This window comes from Arthrobacter sp. B2060 (assembly GCF_059090445.1).
This window is the reverse complement of record NZ_JBNHFR010000002.1, coordinates 100,071-119,492: the sequence shown is the minus strand read 5'-3', so window position 1 is coordinate 119,492 and position 19,422 is coordinate 100,071. Positions and strand designations below refer to the sequence as shown.

Below are 19,422 nucleotides of genomic sequence, written 5' to 3'. Positions count from 1 at the left end.
TCGCCATGGCACTGCTGGACCGTCTCCCCCGACATCTGTTCACCTCCCGCGGATGGGGACTTCTGGGCGCAGGCATTATTGCCCTGCTCTGCGCCCAGGTCATGGGCCGCCGGGACCTGCTCGGCCTGGGTGTCCTCCTGGTGGTCCTGCCTCTTGTCTCGCTGGCCGGCATCAGGCTGGTCAAGCCCCGCTTCCGCGTGTACCGGGAGTTCAGCCCGGCCACGGTGGAGACCGCCTCCGCCACCACCGTGCGGCTGGCCGTCGCACGGACGGGGCCGGAGACCGGAAGGATCATCATGGAGGAACGGATCCCGTCAAGGTTTGGCGAGTCGCCCGCGTTCCGCTTTCCCTCCAGAACCGCCAGCGGGGGTACCAGCCGCTACGAGTACCGCCTGCGCTCCGGGAGGCGGGGCCAGTTCACGATCGGCCCGGTCACGGCCGAGTTCACGGATCCTTTTGGGCTTTCGCTGCACAGGCACACAATTGACGACGGCGACACGCTCACCGTGACGCCGGCCGCCGTCGAGCTTCCCGCCACGGGACTGGCCGGCGCCAGGGGCAACGACGGAATCACAGCCACGCGGATCCGGGCCAACCCCAGCGACGATGACGTCATGACGAGGGAGTACCGGCACGGCGATCCGATGCGGCGGGTCCACTGGCCTGCGACTGCCCGCCACGGCGCCCTTATGGTGCGGCAGGAGGAATCGGTGACCACGCCGGAGGCGACGATCATTCTCGATCAGCGGTATGGTGCCCACTCCGCCGGTTTCGGCGCGGTCTTCAGCGGCCAGGGCGACGACGGCAGCGACCTCGTCACGAGCGACACCTTCGAATGGGCCGTCACGGCCGCCATGTCAGTAAGTGCGCACCTGTCCGAACGGAATTACGCCCTCCGGTTCCTGGACGCCGCCGGCGATCCCGCCTTCCACCGCTCCCCCTCCGCGCCGGAACCTGACAGCGAGGAATACAGCGGCGCGGCAGGACTCCAGTCCATCGCCGAGAGCCTGGCGGCCATCCAGCTTTCCGGTCCGCACCACATCCGCCGGGAGCACGAGACGTCGCTCCGTGAGCACTCCGGAGGCGGCGACTCCGGGCAGTCGGTGTTCGATGACCGGCTCATCGACAAACTTGCAGCGCACCGGATGCGCGGCCCTGTCCTGGCGGTCCTCGGAAGAATCTCGCTGGCCGAGGCACGGGCGTTGTCGCCTGCGGCCGGTTACGCGGCGAACGCCTTTGCCATCGTGATCAGCGACAGGCCCGCGGAGTCCTCCGAGGTACTCGAGGCCTTGCGCCTCGGCGGCTGGCGTGCCGTGGCCGTGGATGCGGCCACGTCCCTGCCGGCCGCATGGACGTACTTCGATGAAGGCGACGCCACGCTGGCAGCGGCGGCTGCCGACGTGCGGCGTGGTGCGGGGGTGGCCCGGTGACTATCGCTCCCCAGCGCCAGACCGGCGCCGCCGCGCCGCAGCCACTGGCGGCCCCCTCGGAAGGTCGCCGTCGTCCGGGTGCCGGTGCTTATCCCTGGGCGATGTCGGGGGCGGTGGCGGTCGCCGTGGCCGGGGCGTCCGTCTCCCTCAATGGCGTGCTGCGTGGATGGGCCTGGTTCCTCCCCGTGCTCACCACCATCATCGTGGTGTCGCTGACCATGGCGGGACTCCGCGCCCTGAGGGCGCAGCCGCTGCTGGTCACCCTGGGCGGCTTCGTGTCCCTGCTGTTCATCCTGATATTCACGTTCTTGCGCCGGGACAGCTTCGCCGGGTTCTTTCCCACGGAGGCCACCATGGCGGCGCTGGGCAGGCACCTCCGGCGGGCCAGCGAAACCGTGCTGTCGGAAAGCTCTCCTGTGGCGCCGAACGCAGGCATCGTCCTCGTGACGTGCGCCGCCCTGGGGCTGGTTGTCATTCTCGTGGACGCGCTTGCCCTCCCGCTGGGCATGCCTGCCACGAGCGGCCTGGGCCTGCTGGCCGTACTCGTGGTGCCGGCCATGATCAAGCCACAAAGCGTCGGGCTGGTGGGGTTCCTTGGAACGGCAACAGGCTTCCTGCTCATCCTTGCGTGCAGCCAGTGGTTCGCCCCGGACGCCCGGGTCCAGGCCGACACCGCGCGGAATCCCGGGCAGATCAAGCGTGCCGCCATGACCGGCGGCGTGGCGCTGGTGGTCACGCTTGTGCTGCAGCTCATCATTCCCGGCTTCGACCAGGGCACCTTCCCGCAAGGTTCGCGACTCAACCCGTGGGCCTCCTCCAGCGGCCTGAACCCCATGATCAGCCTCGGCAACAGCCTCCGCCGCCCATCCGGCGACGGGCGAATCACCTATGCCACCAATGCAACCACTCCCCTCTATCTGCGCTCCGTGACAGTGGACCGGTTTGACGGCGAGGCGTGGTCCCCCGACGACCGCAACGCGTCCCGCCGGACCGGGCCAGGACGCATGGAGGTGGGCCACGAGATGCTGGCCCCGGAGCAGGTCCGCCAGGTCACTGTGGTCAACACCGGGGACTTCACCAGCCCGTACCTGCCCGTCCCCTATGCGCCCGAAGCCGTCAACGGACTGACCGGCCGGTGGAGCTGGGATCCCGCCACCCTGAGCATCAGGGGCACAGACACCAATTCGAGGAACCAGCAGTACCTGGTTCGGTCCTCGGCGCCAAAGCTGACCCAGGAACTTCTGGACGGATCTTCGGCGCCCGTGAGTGGAATACCCGAGGAGTTCATCAGGCCGCCGGTGAACGTGCCGGAAATCGTCCGGACCACCGCCGACTCGGTGACGTCGGACAGCAGGACCGCGTACGAGAAGGCGATGGCCCTTCAGAGGTACCTGCGCGGCGGAGCGTTCACTTACTCCCTCGAATCACCAATCCAGGGCGGCTATGACGGCAACGGCCTCTCAGTGCTGGCGGACTTCCTGAATCAGAGAAGCGGCTACTGCATCCACTTCGCGTCGGCCATGGCGGTCATGGCCCGCATTGAGGGAATCCCCAGCCGGATCGCGGTGGGATATGCCCCGGGCCGGCTGACAGGGGCCACGGTGTCGGTCGCCGGTCAGGGCGCGCTTCCCGAATTCGAAGTGGATGCCCGTGACGCCCACGCCTGGCCGGAACTGTACTTCCAGGGGCTCGGCTGGGTCCCGTTCGAGCCCACTCCCTCGCGCGGCGTAGTTCCGCCGTACGCCCAGGACTCCTCATCAGGCGGCGCCAGCACGAACGACGGCACCAATGACGGCCTGCTACCCACCAACGGCGCCACTCCCCCGCCCGCACCGGACCCCGCGCCGCTCCCCCTCCCCGGCGCCGGAGAGGCCGGGGCAGGGAACCAGATGGTTGCAGCGGTCTATGCGGCGGCAGGAGCGCTCCTGCTGGTCCTGATCGCCGCAGCCCCGCGGATGGTACGGATGCGACTGCGCTCCAGGCGCCTGCGGGGACCGGCAGCCCGGGGCGGGCAGGCTGCGGCACCGCTGGCATGGGCGGAGCTGCGGGACCTCGCCACGGACTACGGCGTCCGCCCACTTCCCAGCGAGACGCCGCGCGCGTTCTCTGCCCGGCTCAGCGGTTCGCCAGCGCTGGGGCGGACTCCCGCCGCGAATGCCGCTGAGGCACGGGCCCCGAGGCCAACAGTGCACGCCGAGGCGGACACCGCCGTGCGTGATCTCACCGCGGCCTTCGAACGCCACCAATACGGCCGGCCCGCCGCAGGGGCCGGGACGGCTGCGTCCGCTGACCCCACGGCCACGGATTCGTCCATGGCCACCGGCTCGTCCACGGCCACTGGCAAGTCGTCGCCGGCTGACCCGTCCACACCACAGAAGATCGCCGCAGTCCGGAAGGTGCTGCGCCGTAATGCGGGACTTATGGGACGCCTGCGCGCCGAATGGCTGCCGCCGTCGGTGATGTCACGTTGGGGCAGCATCGCCGGTGCACCGTTCCGGGCCGTCGGCAGCACGGCCGCGCATGCAGCAAAGGCCGCCGCGGGCTCCTGGACAAGGGCCCGCGACGGCCTCCGGCGGCTCCGTAACGGCTAGCCGGCGTACGGGTCGGCGATGCCGATGTACTGGGTGTAGAGGTATTCCTCGATGCCCTCAAGGCCGCCCTCGCGGCCGAGCCCGGACTGCTTGACGCCGCCGAACGGCGCCGCGGCGTTGGAGACGACGCCGGCGTTCAGGCCGAGCATGCCGGTCTCGAGCCGTTCGCCCATCCGGATGCCGCGGTTCAGGTCCTTCGTGAAGACGTACGCCACGAGCCCGTACTCAGTGTTGTTGGCCAGGCGGATGGCCTCGTCCTCGGTGCCGAACGTGATGATCGGTGCGACGGGTCCGAAGATTTCCTCTGACAGGATCCGCGTTCCCTCGGTGACGCCCTTGAGGATGGTGGGCTGGTAGAAGTAGCCCGCACCGTCCACCGGCGCGCCGCCGACGACAGCCTTGGCGCCGGAGGCCAGGGCATCAGTGACGAGTTCGTGGACCTTGTCCCGGCTCTTGGCATCGATCAGCGGCCCGACCTTGGAGTCGGGTTCGGTGCCCCTGGCCGTGGTCATCTCCGCCATCTTCGCGGCAAACTTCTCCGCGAACTCGTCGGCGACGGATTCGTGCACGATGAACCGGTTGGCGGCGGTGCAGGCCTCACCCATGTTCCGCAGCTTCGCCAGCATGGCGCCGGCGACGGCGGCGTCGACGTCGGCGTCCTCGAACACCACGAAGGGGGCGTTTCCGCCCAGTTCCATGGAAGTCCGCAGGACAGTTCCGGAGGCGTCAGAGAGCAGGCGGCGGCCCACCTCGGTGGAGCCGGTGAAGGACAGCTTGCGCAGCCGGGCATCCTTGATCAGCGGGCCGGTGGTGGCCCCGGCCGTTGACGTGGGGATGACGTTCAGGACGCCGGCGGGCAGACCCGCCTCCTGCATCACGGCGGCGAACAGCTGTGACGTCAGCGGAGTCAGGTTCGCGGACTTGAGGACCATGGTGCAGCCGGCGGCAACGCCGGGGGCGATCTTGCGCGTGGCCATCGCCAGCGGGAAGTTCCACGGGGTGATCAGCAGGCACGGGCCCACGGGCTTCTTAGTGACCAGCAGCCGCGACTTGCCGTCCGGGGAGACCGAGTAGCGGCCGAACGCGCGGACTGCCTCTTCGGAGAACCAGCGCAGGAACTCGGCACCGTAGGTGACCTCCCCGCGGGCCTCGGCCAGGGGCTTTCCCATTTCCAGGGTCATCAGCAGTGCGAAATCCTCGGCCCGCTCGGTCACGAGCTCAAAGGCCCGGCGCAGGATCTCGCCCCGCTCCCGCGGCGGGACCTTCGCCCAGGACTCCTGGGCGGCGGCAGCCGCGTCGAGGGCCGCCATCCCGTCCTCGGCTCCGGCGTCGGCAATGCTCAGCAGAACCTTGCCGGTGGAGGGGTCTTCGACGTCGAAGGTCTTGCCTGATGCCGCGGGGCGCCACTCGCCGTTGATCAGCAGGCCGGTGGGAACAGAAGCGAGCAGTTCGCTTTCGCGCTCTGCGGTTACGGCGGACTGTGTAGTAACAGACACGGTGACTCCCTCGTCAGCAATCGGATTGCGGGTTGGTGCAGCCGCCTGCAGTGGGTCGCCTGGGGCTGCTGTTTTCTTGGCTGGTTTAATGCCACGCTACTGCCCGCATCTCACCAGTGTCTACGCATCCGCGCACTACGCACAGCCCATATTGCTGTGCACATGCACAGCCTTGGATCCCGGTGGATCAGCGGGCCGCGAGCACCGCGGCATACAGCTCGCGCTTGCTGACCCGGACCTCTTCCGCCACCGCCGCCACTGCGTCCTTGAGCCGCAGTCCCTGCGAAACAAGCTCGTTGACGGCCTCCACGTTATCCTCCGGCGTTCCGGGCGCCTTCTCGGGGGCGCCGCCCACCACCACAGCGATCTCCCCACGGACTTCGTTGGCCTCGGCCCACTGCAACAGGTCCCGCAGCGTGCCGCGGAGAACTTCCTCATACGTCTTTGTCAGTTCGCGGCACACGGCCGCCTTGCGGTCCGGTCCGAACCGTTCGTGCAGTGCCCGCAGCATGGCCTCAAGACGGTGCGGCGCCTCGAAGAACACCATGGTGCGGCGCTCGGCGTCCAAATCGGCCAGCCGCGATGCGCGTTCACCGGCCTTGCGCGGAAGGAATCCCTCAAAGCAGAAGCGGTCGGTGGGAAGCCCGGACAGCGCCAAGGCGGTCAGGACAGCGGACGGGCCGGGAACGGCGGTCACCATGAGCCCCGCCGCAACGGCGCCCTCGACCAGCCTGAACCCGGGATCGGAGACCGCCGGCATGCCGGCGTCCGTGACCATGACGATGGTCTTGCCCGCTCGTACCTGGTCCAGCAGCTCGGCTGTCTTGATGGCCTCATTGTGCTCGTGATAGCTGATGATCCGGCCGCCCACACTAACCTCCAGGCTTTGCACGAGCCGATGCAGCCGCCTCGTGTCCTCGGCGGCCACGATGTCAGCCGTGGCCAGCAGCTCGATCAGCCGTGCAGACGCGTCGCCCACGTTGCCGATGGGCGTGGCCGCCAGCACGATCCTCCCGGGCCGGTTTCCGGGAACGTCCGAACCCACTGCCTGTTCGGAAGGGCCGGTCTGCGTGCTGTTCGGTTCATGGTCCACTCATCCAGCCTACTGCCGCCGGCGGTCACCGGGGCACTCGGCCGCAGGGGCGCCAGGAGGCAAATGGCGGAGGAACCCAGCAGGAGACACCCAACGGCGAAAGGTAGCATGGGCTCGTGACGCAGACCTCCGTTCGGCCTGACGCGGCCGGTTCCGCCAGTACACCGGCTTCCGCCGCCGAACCCGGAGGCCCCGGCCTGGAGGGCCACGGCTGGATCAGCCGCCCATCCGAAGCCTTCACTGCCGGGGAACTGACGCGGCGCCTGATCGGAGGCGTCCGTAGCTGGCGCGACTACCCGCCGTCGCTCAGGCTTTGGTTCTGGCTGGTGCCGGGGCTGACCGCTTTTGTGGGCGGGATCCTGCGGTTTGCCCGCCTGGAGGTGCCGGGGAGCCTGGTCTTCGACGAAACGTACTACGTCAAGGACGCCTACTCGTACCTCATCAGCGGCTACGAGCGGAGCTGGCCCGAGAAAGCGAACGACTCCTTCAACGCGGGAAATCCCGGGGTGCTGCTGGCGTCGCCCGAATATGTGGTCCACCCGCCCGTGGGCAAGTGGATGATTGCCGGCGGCATGTGGCTCTTCGGTCCGGACAACCCTCTGGGCTGGAGGTTTTCGGCGGCGTTGGCAGGCACGATATCCATTGCCCTCGTGGCCCTGATCGCCCAAAAGCTGTTTGGTTCCTTGATCCTGGGTGCCGCAGCAGGTCTCCTGCTCGCCGTCGACGGCCATCACCTCGTCATGTCCCGGACATCGCTGCTCGACATCTTCCTCATGTTCTGGATCCTGGCCGCATTCGGTGCGCTGCTGATGGACCGCGATGATGGCCGCCGGCGCCTGGCCGTTCGGCTGGCACGGCTCGCGGCCGATTCCCCAACAGGCCAGCCGTCTCACCTTCAGCTGCTGTCCGGGCCCTGGCTGGGGATCCGCTGGTGGCGCATCCTCGCAGGCGTCTGCCTGGGCCTTGCCGTCGGCACCAAGTGGTCGGCGCTCTTCTTCGTCGCCGGCTTCGGCCTTCTGACAGTGTTTTGGGATCTAAGCGCACGCCGTACCGCGGGCATCCGGGGCTGGATCAGCGCCGGCATCCTCAAGGACGGCATCGTGGCGTTTCTCAGCATCGTCCCCGTGGCGGCCGTGACGTACGTCGCCACCTGGGCAGGATGGTTCAGGTCAACGGATGCCTATTACCGGCAATGGGCCACGACGAATCCGAGTGTGGACTGGGGTTGGCTGCCGGACACTGTGCGCTCATTGGCCCACTACCACCTCGAGGCGTACAAGTTCCATCAGGGGCTGAGTTCCGAGCACCCGTACGAGGCCAGCGCGTGGAGCTGGCTGGTCATGGGCAGGCCAACATCCTTCTACTACGAATCCCCCAAGCAGGGCACCGCCGGCTGCGACGTCAGCAGCTGCACTTCAGCGGTCCTGTCCGTGGGGAACCCGCTGATCTGGTGGGGAGCCGCGATCTCCCTGGTGGTGCTGCTGTTCTGGTGGGCGGGGCGCAGGGACTGGCGTGCAGGCGCCGTATTGGCTGCGATGGGTTCCGGCTACCTCCCATGGTTCCTGTACCCGGAACGCACCATGTTCTTCTTCTACGCGGTGTCCTTCGAACCGTTCCTCGTCCTGGCGCTCGTGTATGGCCTGGGCCTGGTCCTGGGGCGCAGGACAGACCCCCTGTGGCGCCGGCGGTCAGGCCTGTACGGGATAGTCCTCTTTCTTGTGGGAGCTGTGCTGCTCTCCGCGTTCTTCTATCCGGTGTGGACCGCCGAGATCATCCCCTACCAGGACTGGCGTGTCAGGATGTGGATGCCTTCCTGGATCTGAGGCCCGGCAGCAGCCGTGGTTCCACGGTGTTCTACAGGGAGCCGTGTGGCCCAAGGTCAGGGGCTCGGAACCTCAAAGCCGGACGGGCCGGTCCTCGCCGACTTCGGCGCCGGACTCCGCTTCGACGCCGGACTCCGCTTCCGCGTCGCCGCCGGTGCGGGACTTCTTGGCTCGTTTCGGCAGGCCGCGGCGGCGCCGGGTGGGCCACGTCAGAATCAGGGTGACCATCGCAGTCAGGAGGACAAGCGCCGCGATGGCAATGCCCGCGTCGATCCAGAACTGCCCCGGGAACAACCGGATGAGCGTGTCTTCCAGGGCAAAGGTCCACGTACCGCTGGCGAAGAAGATCCGGTGGAACTCGGTAAAGAACTGTTCCCAGCCGAGCAGCGCCAGCCCGGCAAGCGCGGAGATCAGCGCGAGTGTCACGATGGAGCCGGCGAACAGGCCGCGCCTGACCCCGCCGGAGCTGCGGCGGCGCAGGTAGATGATGACGGCGATGCTCAGCAGGACCAGGAGTGCGCCTGCGCCGAAGGCGGACAGGATCACAAGCTTGACGTCGGCCATGTGGCTGACTTCGCCGTCCTGGAAGAGTTTCTCCCCGTTGCGGTTGACGAGCTCGCCCAGGTACCGCGGTCCTGACCAGTTGCTGAGGTAGTCCACGGCGTAGGATCCGTAGGTCATGCGGTCGTCGGAGTTGAAGCCGTAGCCGTCACCGGGGAAGCCCGGCCGGTGGTACTCGACCCAGAGGAAGAGCGGGCTGGTGACGGCGCGCACTGCCAGGACCAGGAGGATGACGGGGTAGAAAACGGCGAGTACAACCTGCATGAAGCGCGGCAGTACAGGCTTTGCGTTCGCCGCCTGCTCGCGCTCCGCGTTCCGGCGTTCTACGTCCTCGCGCGGCGGGCGGATCTGAAGGGCCGACGTCGGGAGCTGCTCACTGTAGTGGGCGCCCGGGGCAGCACCGGATGCCGGCGCGCCGGCGTCCGGCGGCAGGTCCGATGGACCGTTGGCGGCGGCGGCGGCCTCGGCGGCCTTGCGGTCGGCCCTGCTTCCGGCCTGGACCCGGCCGGCAGGTTCGCCGTCGGCTGGCTCCCCGATGCCCGGGCCCTGGTGTGCTGCGCTGTCATCCGCCGCTGAACGGTTGGCTGCGGCACCGTTGGAAGGGGCGTCCTCTGTGAAGCTGGTCGCGGGGGAAGCCGTCATCCACTCGAACGCCGGCTCATCGGAGTCGTGGGCAGGATCAAGCACCGGTTCGTCGGCTTCCCGCTGCGGATCGAGCCGTCTGGACGGGATCGAAGTATTGTCGTTCACTGCAGCTTCACTTCCGTAGGCGTCCGCGCTCCAGGCCGGTGCCAGGCAGCGCTGTATATCTCCTGAAGAGCCTACCGTCCGCTCCTCTGACACGGCGAGATGAAACCCGCGCTGCCGGAATCATGCGGCTATTTCGTTATAACCCGTGCGGGTTCCACAGCACTGACGCTGCGGTGTGCCGCAAATGGCGCGCGGCTGCTACCGCTTGGCGTACTGCGACCAGGGGATGTTCCAGTCGCCGTAGCCCTCCAGCGGTTCGACCGGCGGCGCACCGGTGTTCAGTGTCTGCACAACATCCCCGCTCTTCATGTTGTTGAAGAACCAGGCAGCATCGGCGGGAAGCAGGCCAACACAGCCGTGGGAGACGTTGTACTTGCCCACGGCGCCCCAGGCGGACTGCAGGGCTTGGTGAACGTAGACGCCGGAGGACGTCAGCCTGTTGGCATACTCAACCGTGAGCGGCGGGTAGTATCCCTTGTCCCCCGGTTTGAGGCCGATGCTTCCGGCGTTGAACTTGGAGCGGCGTTCCTGCTCCATGATCACCGCGTAGCCGGTGGGTGAGAGCCATTCGGCGTCCCCCAGGGTGACGGGGGCGGTCTTGACGAGCTTGCCGTCGAAATAGACCTTCATGGTCTTCGTCGTGTCATCCACCACGGCCAGACGCTGGGGTCCTACCTTGAACTGGACCTTGGCGTTGAAATTGCCGATCATGCTGTTGCCGAAATCGACGCCAAACAGCTTCATGTCCACAGTGACCTGGCTGTTGGAGGCCCAGAACTTCTCGGGACGGATGCGCACACGCTGGTCTGTGTACCAGTGCCACGCCACGGGCTGTTTCGAGGAGACTGAGATCTTTACGGCTTTCTCCACCGCCGCCTTGTTCGCCACGGGTTCGCTGAAGACGATCTCGATGGGCTGCCCGGAGCCGACCGTGGAGCCGTTCTCGGGGTAGACAGCGGCGTCGGCCTCGTTGGCGCTTTCGACGGTGGTGAACGTCTGCGCCTTCTTGGTCTCGCGGCCGGCTTCGTCAACGATCGTATAGCTGTAGTTGTAGACCGAGTTGAACAGGAGCGGATCCAGCGCGGTCCAGGTGCTACCGTCGGCGCTCATGCTGCCCTTGACCGGCGCGCCGCCCGCCGCCGGTGCCAGGACGACGTCCTTGAGCTTGCCGTTGACCGCCTTGACGGACGGTGCCACTGCGGGATTGACGCCTTTTGCGCCGTCGGTGGGGGTCACACCCAGCTCCACGGCCTTCACCACCGGGGCTGCAAGGCCGGGCTCATTGCGGACCGGCGTAGCGGCCTCGGACTCCGGAGCGGGGTTGGCCCATCCCGGCGCGGTGGCGACACCGAATCCGCCGGCGGCAACCGCCGTGCAAATCGCCGCGACCGCAAGGATCTTGCCGATCTTGCGGCTGCTCTTTTCCGTCATGACTGGTTCTCCATGTCCCCGCCGGGCCGCCAACAGGCGTCCGTCCGTGTGCCCAGCAGAAGCGCTGACCAGTCAATTTTATCGCACGCCTCGGCTGCCCCGGTCCGCGCGGCCCGGGGCAGGCCTCGCCGGGAGCCCATTTCCGGGCTCCCGGCGTGCGTTCGAGCCTAGTACCGCGTCCGGGGCTAGTACCGCGTTCGGGGCTAGTACCGGTAGTGCTCGGGCTTGTACGGCCCGGCCACATCCATGTCGAGGTAGTCAGCCTGGTCCTTGGACAGTTCGGTCAGTTCCACACCCAGGGCATCCAGGTGCAGGCGTGCCACTTTCTCGTCCAGGATCTTCGGCAGGACGTAGACCTGGTTGTCGTACTCCCGCTCGCCCTCGGGCTGGTCCTTCTTGGTGAACAGTTCGATCTGGGCAATCGTCTGGTTGGCGAAGGAGTTGCTCATGACGAAGGACGGGTGGCCCGTGGCGTTGCCAAGGTTCAGCAGCCGGCCCTCGGAGAGGACGATGATGGACCGCGGTCCGGAGCCGTCGGCGGCGTCGTCCTCGAAGACCCATTCGTGGACCTGCGGCTTGATCTCGACCTTGCGGATGCCGGGAACGCGGGCGAGGCCGGCCATGTCGATCTCGTTGTCGAAGTGGCCGATGTTGCCCACGATGGCCTTGTTCTTCATGCCGACCATGTGCTCGGCCATGATGACGTCCTTGTTGCCCGTGGTGGTGATGAAGATATCGCCCTGGGCGAGCACGGACTCAAGTTTCGCCACCTGGTAACCGTCCATGGCCGCCTGCAGCGCACAGATGGGGTCGATTTCGGTCACGATCACGCGGGCGCCCTGGCCGCGGAGCGCCTCGGCGGCACCCTTCCCGACGTCGCCATAGCCGCAGACCACCGCCACTTTTCCTCCGATGAGGACGTCAGTGGCCCGGTTGAGGCCGTCCGGCAGGGAGTGGCGGATCCCGTACTTGTTGTCGAACTTGCTCTTGGTCACGGAGTCGTTGACGTTGATGGCCGGGAAGAGGAGCTTACCCTGTTCCGCCAGCTGGTAGAGGCGGTGCACGCCCGTGGTGGTCTCTTCGCTGACGCCGTGGATTCCGGCGGCGAGGCGTGTCCACTTCTTCGGGTCCTCGGCCAGCGTCCGGCGCAGCAGGTCCAGCACGATGACGTGTTCCTCGGGGTCATTCTCCGCTGCAGCCGGAACGGCGCCGGCAGCCTCAAATTCGACTCCGCGGTGCACCAGCAGCGTGGCGTCGCCGCCGTCGTCGAGGATCATGTTGGGGCCAAGTTCCGGATTGGTATCCGCGCCCGGCCACGTAAGGATCTGCTCCGCCGTCCACCAGTATTCTTCGAGGGTTTCGCCCTTCCAGGCAAAGACGGGAACGCCCTGGGGATCTTCGACCGTTCCGGCGCCCACCACCACGGCGGCCGCGGCTTCATCCTGCGTGGAGAAGATGTTGCAGGACGCCCAGCGGACCTCTGCGCCGAGGGCTGTGAGGGTCTCGATGAGCACGGCCGTCTGCACCGTCATGTGCAGGGAGCCGGCGATGCGTGCGCCCTTCAGCGGCTGGCTGGGGCCGAATTCCTTGCGGAGCGACATGAGGCCCGGCATCTCGTGCTCGGCGAGGCGGATCTGATGGCGTCCGGCCTCCGCGAGGGAGATGTCGGCAACCTTGTAATCGAGGGTCATTGGAGTCCTTTGCTGTATCCGGCGTCTTGCCTTCTGCGGTGCGGGCTGGGTCTAGGCTGTTGAGGCGTCCGGAGTTGCCGGGCTGGAAGATTCCGTGCTGGACGTTTCCGGGCTGCCCAGACCGGCATCGTGCTGGTCTGACCGGGCGGCGTTCGCGGCTGCCAGCAGTTCAGGGGGAAGGAGCAGCGGAATTCCGTCCTCGATCGCATAGCGCAGCTTTTCGCCGCCGGCACCCGCGGCGGTGGACACCAGTTCCTCGCCCTCCTGCGTCAGGGCCGAGCCGGTGACGGGGCACCTCAGGACGGACAGCAGTTCAGGACTGATCTTTGGCATGATGGATGCTCCCTGGGTGGGCGAACGCGCGCCGTGGCGGACGGATTTGCAGCTTCCAGCCTACCGCCAGTTGGCCTCAGGACGGCTCGCGCAGGACTCGGAGATGGCCGCGGCGTGTGCCTTCCGTTCCGGCAGGCGCCTCAAGCGCGGCATGGGAGCCGCGCTGCCCCTGCTGCGTTGCTGATGCTGCGGGCCGGGCGGCGGCCTCGCGGACTGCGTCGGCGAGGGCGAGAAGGTCGTCGGGTCCGGGCTGCTGAGGCTGGGACGGCATGGCAAGGCGCAGGACTTCCCAGCCCCGCGGAACGGTGAGCGAGTCGGCATGCTGCTCGCAAAGGTCGTAGCAGTGCGGCTCGGCATATGTGGCCAGCGGTCCCAGCACGGCCGTTGAGTCGGCGTAGACGTACGTCAAAGTGGCCACCGCAGACTGGCGGCAGGCTGACCTGGAACATTGACGGATAGCACCCACGACATCAGAGACTACTCCGGATGGCGCAGGATTTCCGACAATGACGGCACCCGCGATCCGGCGGTGCGGCTCGGCGGGGATTATGTCGCGCAAATGATCCGGCGGGTCTAGAGTCTGTATATGCAGTCATCGCACCAAGATTCGGGTTTTACGGTCCGGTTGGCTGACCCCGAGGCTCCCCAGGATGCCGCTGGCTCGGCCGCCAGGCGGAGCTTTGCACAACGACGCCGCAACCGCCACGGACGCGGCCTTCGCGGGGAACTCATGTTGCCCACGCTTCCCGCGTACCGGACACGTTCGGACCGGTTCGACGAACTGGTCATGGACTCCGCGCAGCGGCTCCACGATATTTGGGGCAAGCCTCTCGACGGCGTGCGTTTTGCCGTGGAGGAAATCCCGCCAAACCTGGAGCAGCTGGTAGCGGACGGCTCGCCTCCGCCGATGGGCTGCTACACGCCCGCCACGGAGGATGAGGGGCCGATGATCACGCTGTACCGCCGCGTTGTCGAGCAGGGCTGCCCGGTCAAGGAGGAACTTCAGGACCTGGTGCATGACGTGGTGGTCGAGCATACCGCGGAGATGCTCGGCGTTGCACCGGAAACCCTCGACCCCGTCTACCGCCGGCGCTACTGACAGCCGCCGGGCAGCAGGCCTAGTACCCCAGCGTTACCGGGACTTTTTGCTGCCCCTCTGCGCCCGGCGTGATCGCGACGGTTGAGACGTCGTTCCTGCCGTCCCGTTCAAGGAGCACCGTGCCGTAGGCGGCGCCGCCCGCCGCCGAGACCACGTATCCGACCACGGACGACTTTTCGATCTGGTCCGGCACTTTCAGCGACGTGGTGGTTCCGCCGGCGATGTCCGCGGTGGCTGCCGGCCGGACCTTGCCGTCGGCAGTGATGGGTGTGTACGAGATGGTGGCACGGTCTGCAAGCGCCCCGAACACCAGGAAGCGTTCACCCTCGGCGGGGACCGGAACGACGTGCTGGCTGCCGAGCCTGCCGGTTGACGGCGCCCAGGAGAAGTCCGTACTTTCGGCGGCCTTCAGTCCGCGGGTGACGCGGGCGGCAGCCACGATTGTCACATCCGCGCTTGCGGAGACCGTGTACTGCCCTGCCGGGACTCCGGTTAGCGGAACCTCCGTCACGGCGCCGGCCTTGGCCGTGACCACACCGCCGCCGCCGGGCAGCGCCTTCTGCCCGCCGCGGCCGAAGAGCTTGACTTCCACCACGGCGTCCACGGGACCGGGGACGGTGATGTGCAGGGAGGGTGCGGCGTCGCCGAAGCCGCGGGTTCCGGTGAGATCCGCCAGGCCGTCAGCGTCCTGGATGTCCACGCCCGTCATGACCTGGAGGGCCGAGGGTGGCGTTCCCGGGGCAATAAAGTCAACTCCACCGGGGGTCAGGCCGCGAAGCGCGCTCTGCTGGATGAATGCACTCACGGGGCCGCCGGTGCTGCGGGCGTGGATACTCAGCCGTTCCTGGCCGGGGGCAAGGCCCGCGAGCACGATGGAGCGTGTTGTTCCCGGGCCAACCAGGAGTCCGCGGCTGCCGGGTGCCTTGATCTGGCCGTCCTTGCCGAAGAGTTCGAGGTTGACTGTGGCGGGAGTGGTTGAAGCGTTGGTCAGATGCAGGACACTGCTGCGGCCAACTGCCGTGTTGGCGCCTGTCAGCCAAAGGTCATTGAGCGGTGCCTGGCATGCTGCAGCGGCAGAGCCCTGCAGGTCGCCGTCCGTTGCGGAGTAGCTCATGACGCCGGCCGCAGCTGCCTGCCGGTTGCCGAGGGCGTCGGCGCTCAGGACGCTGACGTCCTTCACCCCATGTTGCGCGACGACGCCTGCCAGCTGGGATGAGGCGCCGGCCGGGGCCGATGCGGTGCCCGGATCCTTGGCAATACGGACCAGTTCGGAACCGTCCAGCGCTGAGAGCCTGCTGCCCGGAAGCAGGGCCCCCGCCGCGCCGACTACAGCTGCGGAGACCGCGCTCCTGGCCGTGGCGGATTCGGGACTGAACTGCGGGTCCGTTCCCACGGGGGTCCCTTCGAGCAGCTTCGCCGGTCCGGGGCACACGTCTTGGCTCATGCCCGCCGGGACGGGTGCCAGCGGAACCTCGAGTTCCTGGCCGCCGGATGGCTGCGGCGCGAACGATGCCGCCGCTACCAGCCCGCCCCCGGCGACAACGATCGCTGCGGCCGACAGCAGACCGGTCAAGGTTCCGCGGCGGCGTGCATCCCCACCGCCCCTGTTCATTACTGTGGACCCGTTCACCGCTGTGGACCCGGCCTTCTTTGCGGGTTTTGGCCGTGCGACCCGGCGGGCAGCGGATGCCGGGGGGAACGCGGGTGCGGACGCCGGCGCCGCCGGGGTGCTGCCGTCGTTCTCTTCCTTATGCATTCTGGTATTCCTTACGCAGCGAGCCTTCATCCCTGGACAGCCCGGTGTTGGGGCGCCGCGCGGGCATGGGAAGCGCCAGCAGGGCTGTCAGGCCGATCACAGTTGCCTGGACAATGCCGGTCCAGAGGGCCCACGGGTTCTCGTAGCGGACCGTGACGTGGCCGGCCTGCGGAGGCAGCGTAAAGGCCTGCGACCAGCCGGACGTGGTGGACGTCAGCTTTCGCCCGTCCAGCCAGGCCGTCCATCCCGGATCCGCGCGCTCCGTGAGGACCAACAGCCTTCCCTCGGGCCCCTTCGGCACGGCGGTATCCACGCCCGTCAGCCCGGAGGGAAGCAGGTTGGTGGTGTCGCCCTTGGCATCGACGATGCGGGCACGGTGCGCGACGTCGGCGGGCTGGAGGACCTGGTCGTTCAGCGGACTGACACGCCAGAGCCAGCCAGAGTCCGTCGGGCCAACGGCCACGAGACCCGGAACTGCGTCCATCCGGCTTGCGGTGAGCTGGGCCGCGGTGTCCGTGGACCGGAGGACCACGAATCCCACGCCCAGCCGCTCCAGCTCCGGCCGCGGGTCGACGCCATGGGCGGCGACCACCGTGGCGACAGTGGTGCGCAGGGCGGCCGTCACCTGATCATCCTCGCGCACGGATTCTTCACCCGGGAGGCCCCGGATATCGCGGGCCGAGGCGATGGCGGAGAGCGCATCAAGCGTTGTGCCCCCGCCCCTCATCAGCGAGGCAGAGTAGGTCTCGTTCGCGCCGATGCTGATCAGCAGGGTGCGCGTCTGCTCGGGCCCCTCGCCCCGGTCGATCGCTGTGGCCGGCAAGGTACGCGGATCAGTGGCAGCCACCATTCGGGGGGTACCGAGACCCGGCGATTCCTGCAGGGTCTGCGGGGTCTGCGGATCCTGCGGGGCCTGCGCGTCGGGCTGGACAACGTTCTGGGCAGTCCAGGCTGCGAGCCCGGCCAGAGGCCCTGCCAGCAGGAGAGCTGTGGCAAGCGCGGCCGTGACACGGGCAAGGGCACGCCCCCTGTTCCGCGATGGCGCCCCAGCGCTTGGAGCAGCAGTCCCGGCGAGGTCCAGCAGGCGTTCGCCGCCGATCAGTGCAGCGCCCAGGAGCGCGAAGATCGCGGCGGATACTGCGGCGCCAGGGAATGGCGCGACCAGCTCCTCGGTGCTGGCGCCGGTGGCCACGTGCCCGGCCAGCCAGCCGCCAGCGAGCGCGATGAGGGCGGCCACCCACAGGGCGCGGGCAACGAGGGCACGCCGGGAGGGAAGAAACAGCGCGGCCACGGCCAACCCCAGCAACGGAGCCCCGATCAGAAGGGCGAGCAGCAGAGCCCACGGCACAGGGCCGCCCGCGAAGGCGGCCAGCCCGGACAGCCCGCCGGCAACGTCAAAGCTGAGCGGCTGGCCTAGGACCTGCTGCCACAGCGGCGCGGCGTCGAAGCCCACGGGCAGCCCCGGATCCGCCAGCAGGGCGCGCGGGCGGTCCAGCGTCGACACGGCGACGGGGATGAAAAGCGCGGCACTCGGCAGGAGGGCCCACCACAGGGTGCGCCCCCTTCGCCTGAGCGCGAAGCCGGCAAGGATGATAACGACCGCGGCCGGCACCAGCAGCGCGGGTGCCGCAGCGGTGACCACGGCGAGCGCCAGCCCGGCGGCGGCTGCCGCCGTCCATGACGGGGTTCCGTTGACGCCCGGCTTCACCGGAGGCTTCTCCGCGAAACGCCCCTCAGGCAGTGCGGGCAGGGCAAAACGTCCGCGTCCGATGGCCGTCCCCGTGGCACGCAGCAGTGCCAGGACGAGGAGGGGCATCATGAGGTGGGCAAGGAGCGCTCCGATGCGCCCCTGGTTCAGTGCCACCTGGAGGGCGGGCGCTCCTGCCCATACGAGTGCTGCTGCCAGCCGGAGCCTGCGGCGGGACGTCAGCGCCCCGGCGGCGAACCAGGCGGCGAGGCCGGAGAGCGGCATGGCCAGGAGGAGCAGCCAGACAACAGCGCCGTTGGCGTTTCCGCCGCCCAGCAGGCCCAGGACCCAGAGGACATAACCGAACGGATCGCCATGGCCGGGAAGCCCTGCTCCCAGCCCGATCCACCAGTTGGACGCCCGGTGCCAAATATCCTCCAGGCTGGCGGAGACCGGCAGAAGTGCGCCGCCCGCCACAGCGTCGGCGCTGAAGAGGCCCGCCAGACCCGCGAAGGAAGCGACGCACGCAATCATCACTGCCGCGAGTGCTCCATTGCCCACCCAGCCCCGTTCGTTGGTGGAGAGGGCAGCAAAGTCATCGGTAGAGTCGCCGCTGGGCTGTTCCGCCAGGGCGTCGCTGCCGTTTTCCTCCGCCCGGGTGTCGTCCGCGCCGAGGGCCTCCATCAGCGATCGGCGGTGGCTCCAGACTTCACGGCGGTCAGTCTGGAGGGCATTGACCACTGAACGCCGGACACGGCGCGTTCGTGCCGCACTCCGCCGGCCCCGGTAGATGGCCGCCGGCCGGCCGAGCGCCGCCGCCGTTGCCAGGAGTTGGGAAAACCCATGGCCCGGGTCCTTGACGGCGATGCTGAACACCAGCTTGAAGATACTGCCCAGGATTGCTGCGACTGCATGCACCGGGACCAGCCACAGGGGTGCGTGCTTGAGCCGGAGGTGAACCTGTGCCCGCCGCGCAGCGGCGGCGTTGCCCAGGGCATGGGGCCGGTGGGACACGTGGAACATCCTGGCGCTGGGCACCACCACCACCCGGTTACCGGCGAGGCGGTTGCGCCAGCAGAAGTCGACGTCGTCCCCTGTTCCGGGAAGGGCGGGATCGAACCCCTTGAGAAGTTCCCAAACATCGCGCCTCACCAGCATGCCAGCCGAGTTGACGGCGAAGGTGTCAGAGCGACCGTCGTACTGGCCCTGGTCCAGCTCATCGGCCTCGATCAGGGTAAGGCGTTCTGCCCAGCGGCTCGTCGACAGGCCGACGTCGATGAGCCGGCGTTTCGCCTCCCAGTCCAGCTGCTTGCAGCCGGCCACCGTCACGGACGGGGCACGTTCAACGGCGTGCAGCAGCTCGGCCAGGGCTTCGGGTGCGGGCGCGGCGTCATCGTGCAGCAGCCAGATCCACTCCGAGGCTGCCTCCGGCGATTCCGGATTCCACGGCGCCAAGGCGGCAAGCCCGGCACTGACGGCAAAGCCCATTCCGGCTCTGCCGGCTCCGACGCCGGTGACGTTGCCCGGACCGAGCGCACGCTCAAGGAGGGCAGCGGAATTGTCATGCGACCCGGTATCAACCCCGATTGCCGCATCCGGCTGCCGGGTCTGGCCCGCCAGCGCCGCCAGGGTCCTGGGGAGATATTCACTGCCGTTGTGGGCGACCACAACGGCAGTGACA

The 19,422-nt window shown here is 68.1% G+C and carries 13 protein-coding genes; 4 read left to right on the top strand and 9 right to left on the bottom strand.

The genetic code is table 11. The features are described 5' to 3' along the window. Positions 1 to 5: 5 nt before the first annotated feature. Complete coding sequence (locus AC5RUM_RS05390) at positions 6 to 1,430, top strand: DUF58 domain-containing protein (RefSeq protein WP_494033985.1); 1,425 nt, start codon at positions 6 to 8, stop codon at positions 1,428 to 1,430. Next, positions 1,427 to 4,021: a transglutaminase TgpA family protein gene (locus AC5RUM_RS05385; RefSeq protein ID WP_494033984.1), complete on the top strand. Its 2,595-nt coding sequence runs from the start codon at positions 1,427 to 1,429 to the stop codon at positions 4,019 to 4,021. The genes AC5RUM_RS05390 and AC5RUM_RS05385 overlap by 4 nt, the downstream gene beginning before the upstream one ends. Here the strand turns inward: AC5RUM_RS05385 and AC5RUM_RS05380 are convergent. Both AC5RUM_RS05380 and rsmI read right to left on the bottom strand, forming a co-directional pair. Further along, positions 4,018 to 5,517, bottom strand: a complete 1,500-nt coding sequence (locus tag AC5RUM_RS05380) for an NAD-dependent succinate-semialdehyde dehydrogenase (RefSeq protein WP_494033983.1) — start codon at positions 5,515 to 5,517, stop codon at positions 4,018 to 4,020. The genes AC5RUM_RS05385 and AC5RUM_RS05380 overlap by 4 nt on opposite strands. A 187-nt stretch (positions 5,518 to 5,704) precedes the next feature. After that, the gene (gene rsmI / locus AC5RUM_RS05375; protein ID WP_494034209.1) at positions 5,705 to 6,562 is read right to left on the bottom strand and encodes a 16S rRNA (cytidine(1402)-2'-O)-methyltransferase; all 858 of its coding nucleotides are present in this window, start codon (positions 6,560 to 6,562) and stop codon (positions 5,705 to 5,707) included. 164 nt (positions 6,563 to 6,726) lie between these two features. Here rsmI and AC5RUM_RS05370 point away from each other — a divergent pair, with 164 nt between their 5' ends. Further along, complete coding sequence (locus AC5RUM_RS05370; RefSeq protein WP_494033982.1) at positions 6,727 to 8,433, top strand: dolichyl-phosphate-mannose--protein mannosyltransferase; 1,707 nt, start codon at positions 6,727 to 6,729, stop codon at positions 8,431 to 8,433. A gap of 72 nt (positions 8,434 to 8,505) precedes the next feature. Here the strand turns inward: AC5RUM_RS05370 and AC5RUM_RS05365 are convergent, their stop codons facing one another. From AC5RUM_RS05365 to AC5RUM_RS05345, 5 genes are all read right to left on the bottom strand, one after another. Further along, positions 8,506 to 9,744 (bottom strand): TIGR01906 family membrane protein, encoded by a 1,239-nt coding sequence (locus tag AC5RUM_RS05365; protein ID WP_494033981.1) that lies wholly within the window; start codon positions 9,742 to 9,744, stop codon positions 8,506 to 8,508. Positions 9,745 to 9,942: 198 nt separating this feature from the next. Then, entirely contained in the window at positions 9,943 to 11,175 is a 1,233-nt protein-coding gene (locus tag AC5RUM_RS05360; RefSeq protein ID WP_494033980.1) for a L,D-transpeptidase, read from the bottom strand. A gap of 203 nt (positions 11,176 to 11,378) precedes the next feature. Beyond that, the gene (gene ahcY / locus AC5RUM_RS05355) at positions 11,379 to 12,866 is read right to left on the bottom strand and encodes an adenosylhomocysteinase (protein WP_494033979.1); all 1,488 of its coding nucleotides are present in this window, start codon (positions 12,864 to 12,866) and stop codon (positions 11,379 to 11,381) included. Positions 12,867 to 12,917: 51 nt separating this feature from the next. After that, positions 12,918 to 13,199, bottom strand: coding sequence for a Trm112 family protein (locus tag AC5RUM_RS05350; protein ID WP_494033978.1), 282 nt, complete (start codon positions 13,197 to 13,199; stop codon positions 12,918 to 12,920). 76 nt (positions 13,200 to 13,275) lie between these two features. Continuing rightward, positions 13,276 to 13,665, bottom strand: a complete 390-nt coding sequence (locus AC5RUM_RS05345) for a DUF3499 domain-containing protein (RefSeq protein WP_400578096.1) — start codon at positions 13,663 to 13,665, stop codon at positions 13,276 to 13,278. Positions 13,666 to 13,785: 120 nt separating this feature from the next. On the opposite strand from AC5RUM_RS05345, the gene AC5RUM_RS05340 reads away from it, so the two are divergent. After that, entirely contained in the window at positions 13,786 to 14,298 is a 513-nt protein-coding gene (locus AC5RUM_RS05340) for a metallopeptidase family protein (RefSeq protein ID WP_494033977.1), read from the top strand. Between the two features lie 19 nt (positions 14,299 to 14,317). On the opposite strand, the gene AC5RUM_RS05335 is transcribed toward AC5RUM_RS05340, so the two are convergent. Both AC5RUM_RS05335 and AC5RUM_RS05330 read right to left on the bottom strand, forming a co-directional pair. Continuing rightward, positions 14,318 to 16,054 (bottom strand): DUF5719 family protein, encoded by a 1,737-nt coding sequence (locus AC5RUM_RS05335; RefSeq protein ID WP_494033976.1) that lies wholly within the window; start codon positions 16,052 to 16,054, stop codon positions 14,318 to 14,320. After that, positions 16,047 to 19,409 carry a glycosyltransferase family 2 protein gene (locus AC5RUM_RS05330; RefSeq protein ID WP_494033975.1) on the bottom strand — a complete coding sequence of 1,121 codons (3,363 nt, stop codon included), beginning with the start codon at positions 19,407 to 19,409 and terminating at the stop codon, positions 16,047 to 16,049. Before AC5RUM_RS05330 ends, AC5RUM_RS05335 begins: the two co-directional genes overlap by 8 nt. Positions 19,410 to 19,422 lie beyond the last annotated feature (13 nt).

Excerpts from the sequence above, each read along its gene's own strand:
- AC5RUM_RS05360 (WP_494033980.1), bottom strand. The coding sequence starts at position 11,175 with ATGACGGAAAAGAGCAGCCGCAAGATCGGCAAGATCCTTGCGGTCGCG.
- ahcY (WP_494033979.1), bottom strand. The coding sequence starts at position 12,866 with ATGACCCTCGATTACAAGGTTGCCGACATCTCCCTCGCGGAGGCCGGA.
- AC5RUM_RS05350 (WP_494033978.1), bottom strand. The coding sequence starts at position 13,199 with ATGCCAAAGATCAGTCCTGAACTGCTGTCCGTCCTGAGGTGCCCCGTC.
- AC5RUM_RS05335 (WP_494033976.1), bottom strand. The coding sequence starts at position 16,054 with ATGCATAAGGAAGAGAACGACGGCAGCACCCCGGCGGCGCCGGCGTCC.
- AC5RUM_RS05390 (WP_494033985.1), top strand. The coding sequence starts at position 6 with ATGGCACTGCTGGACCGTCTCCCCCGACATCTGTTCACCTCCCGCGGA.
- AC5RUM_RS05340 (WP_494033977.1), top strand. The coding sequence starts at position 13,786 with ATGCAGTCATCGCACCAAGATTCGGGTTTTACGGTCCGGTTGGCTGAC.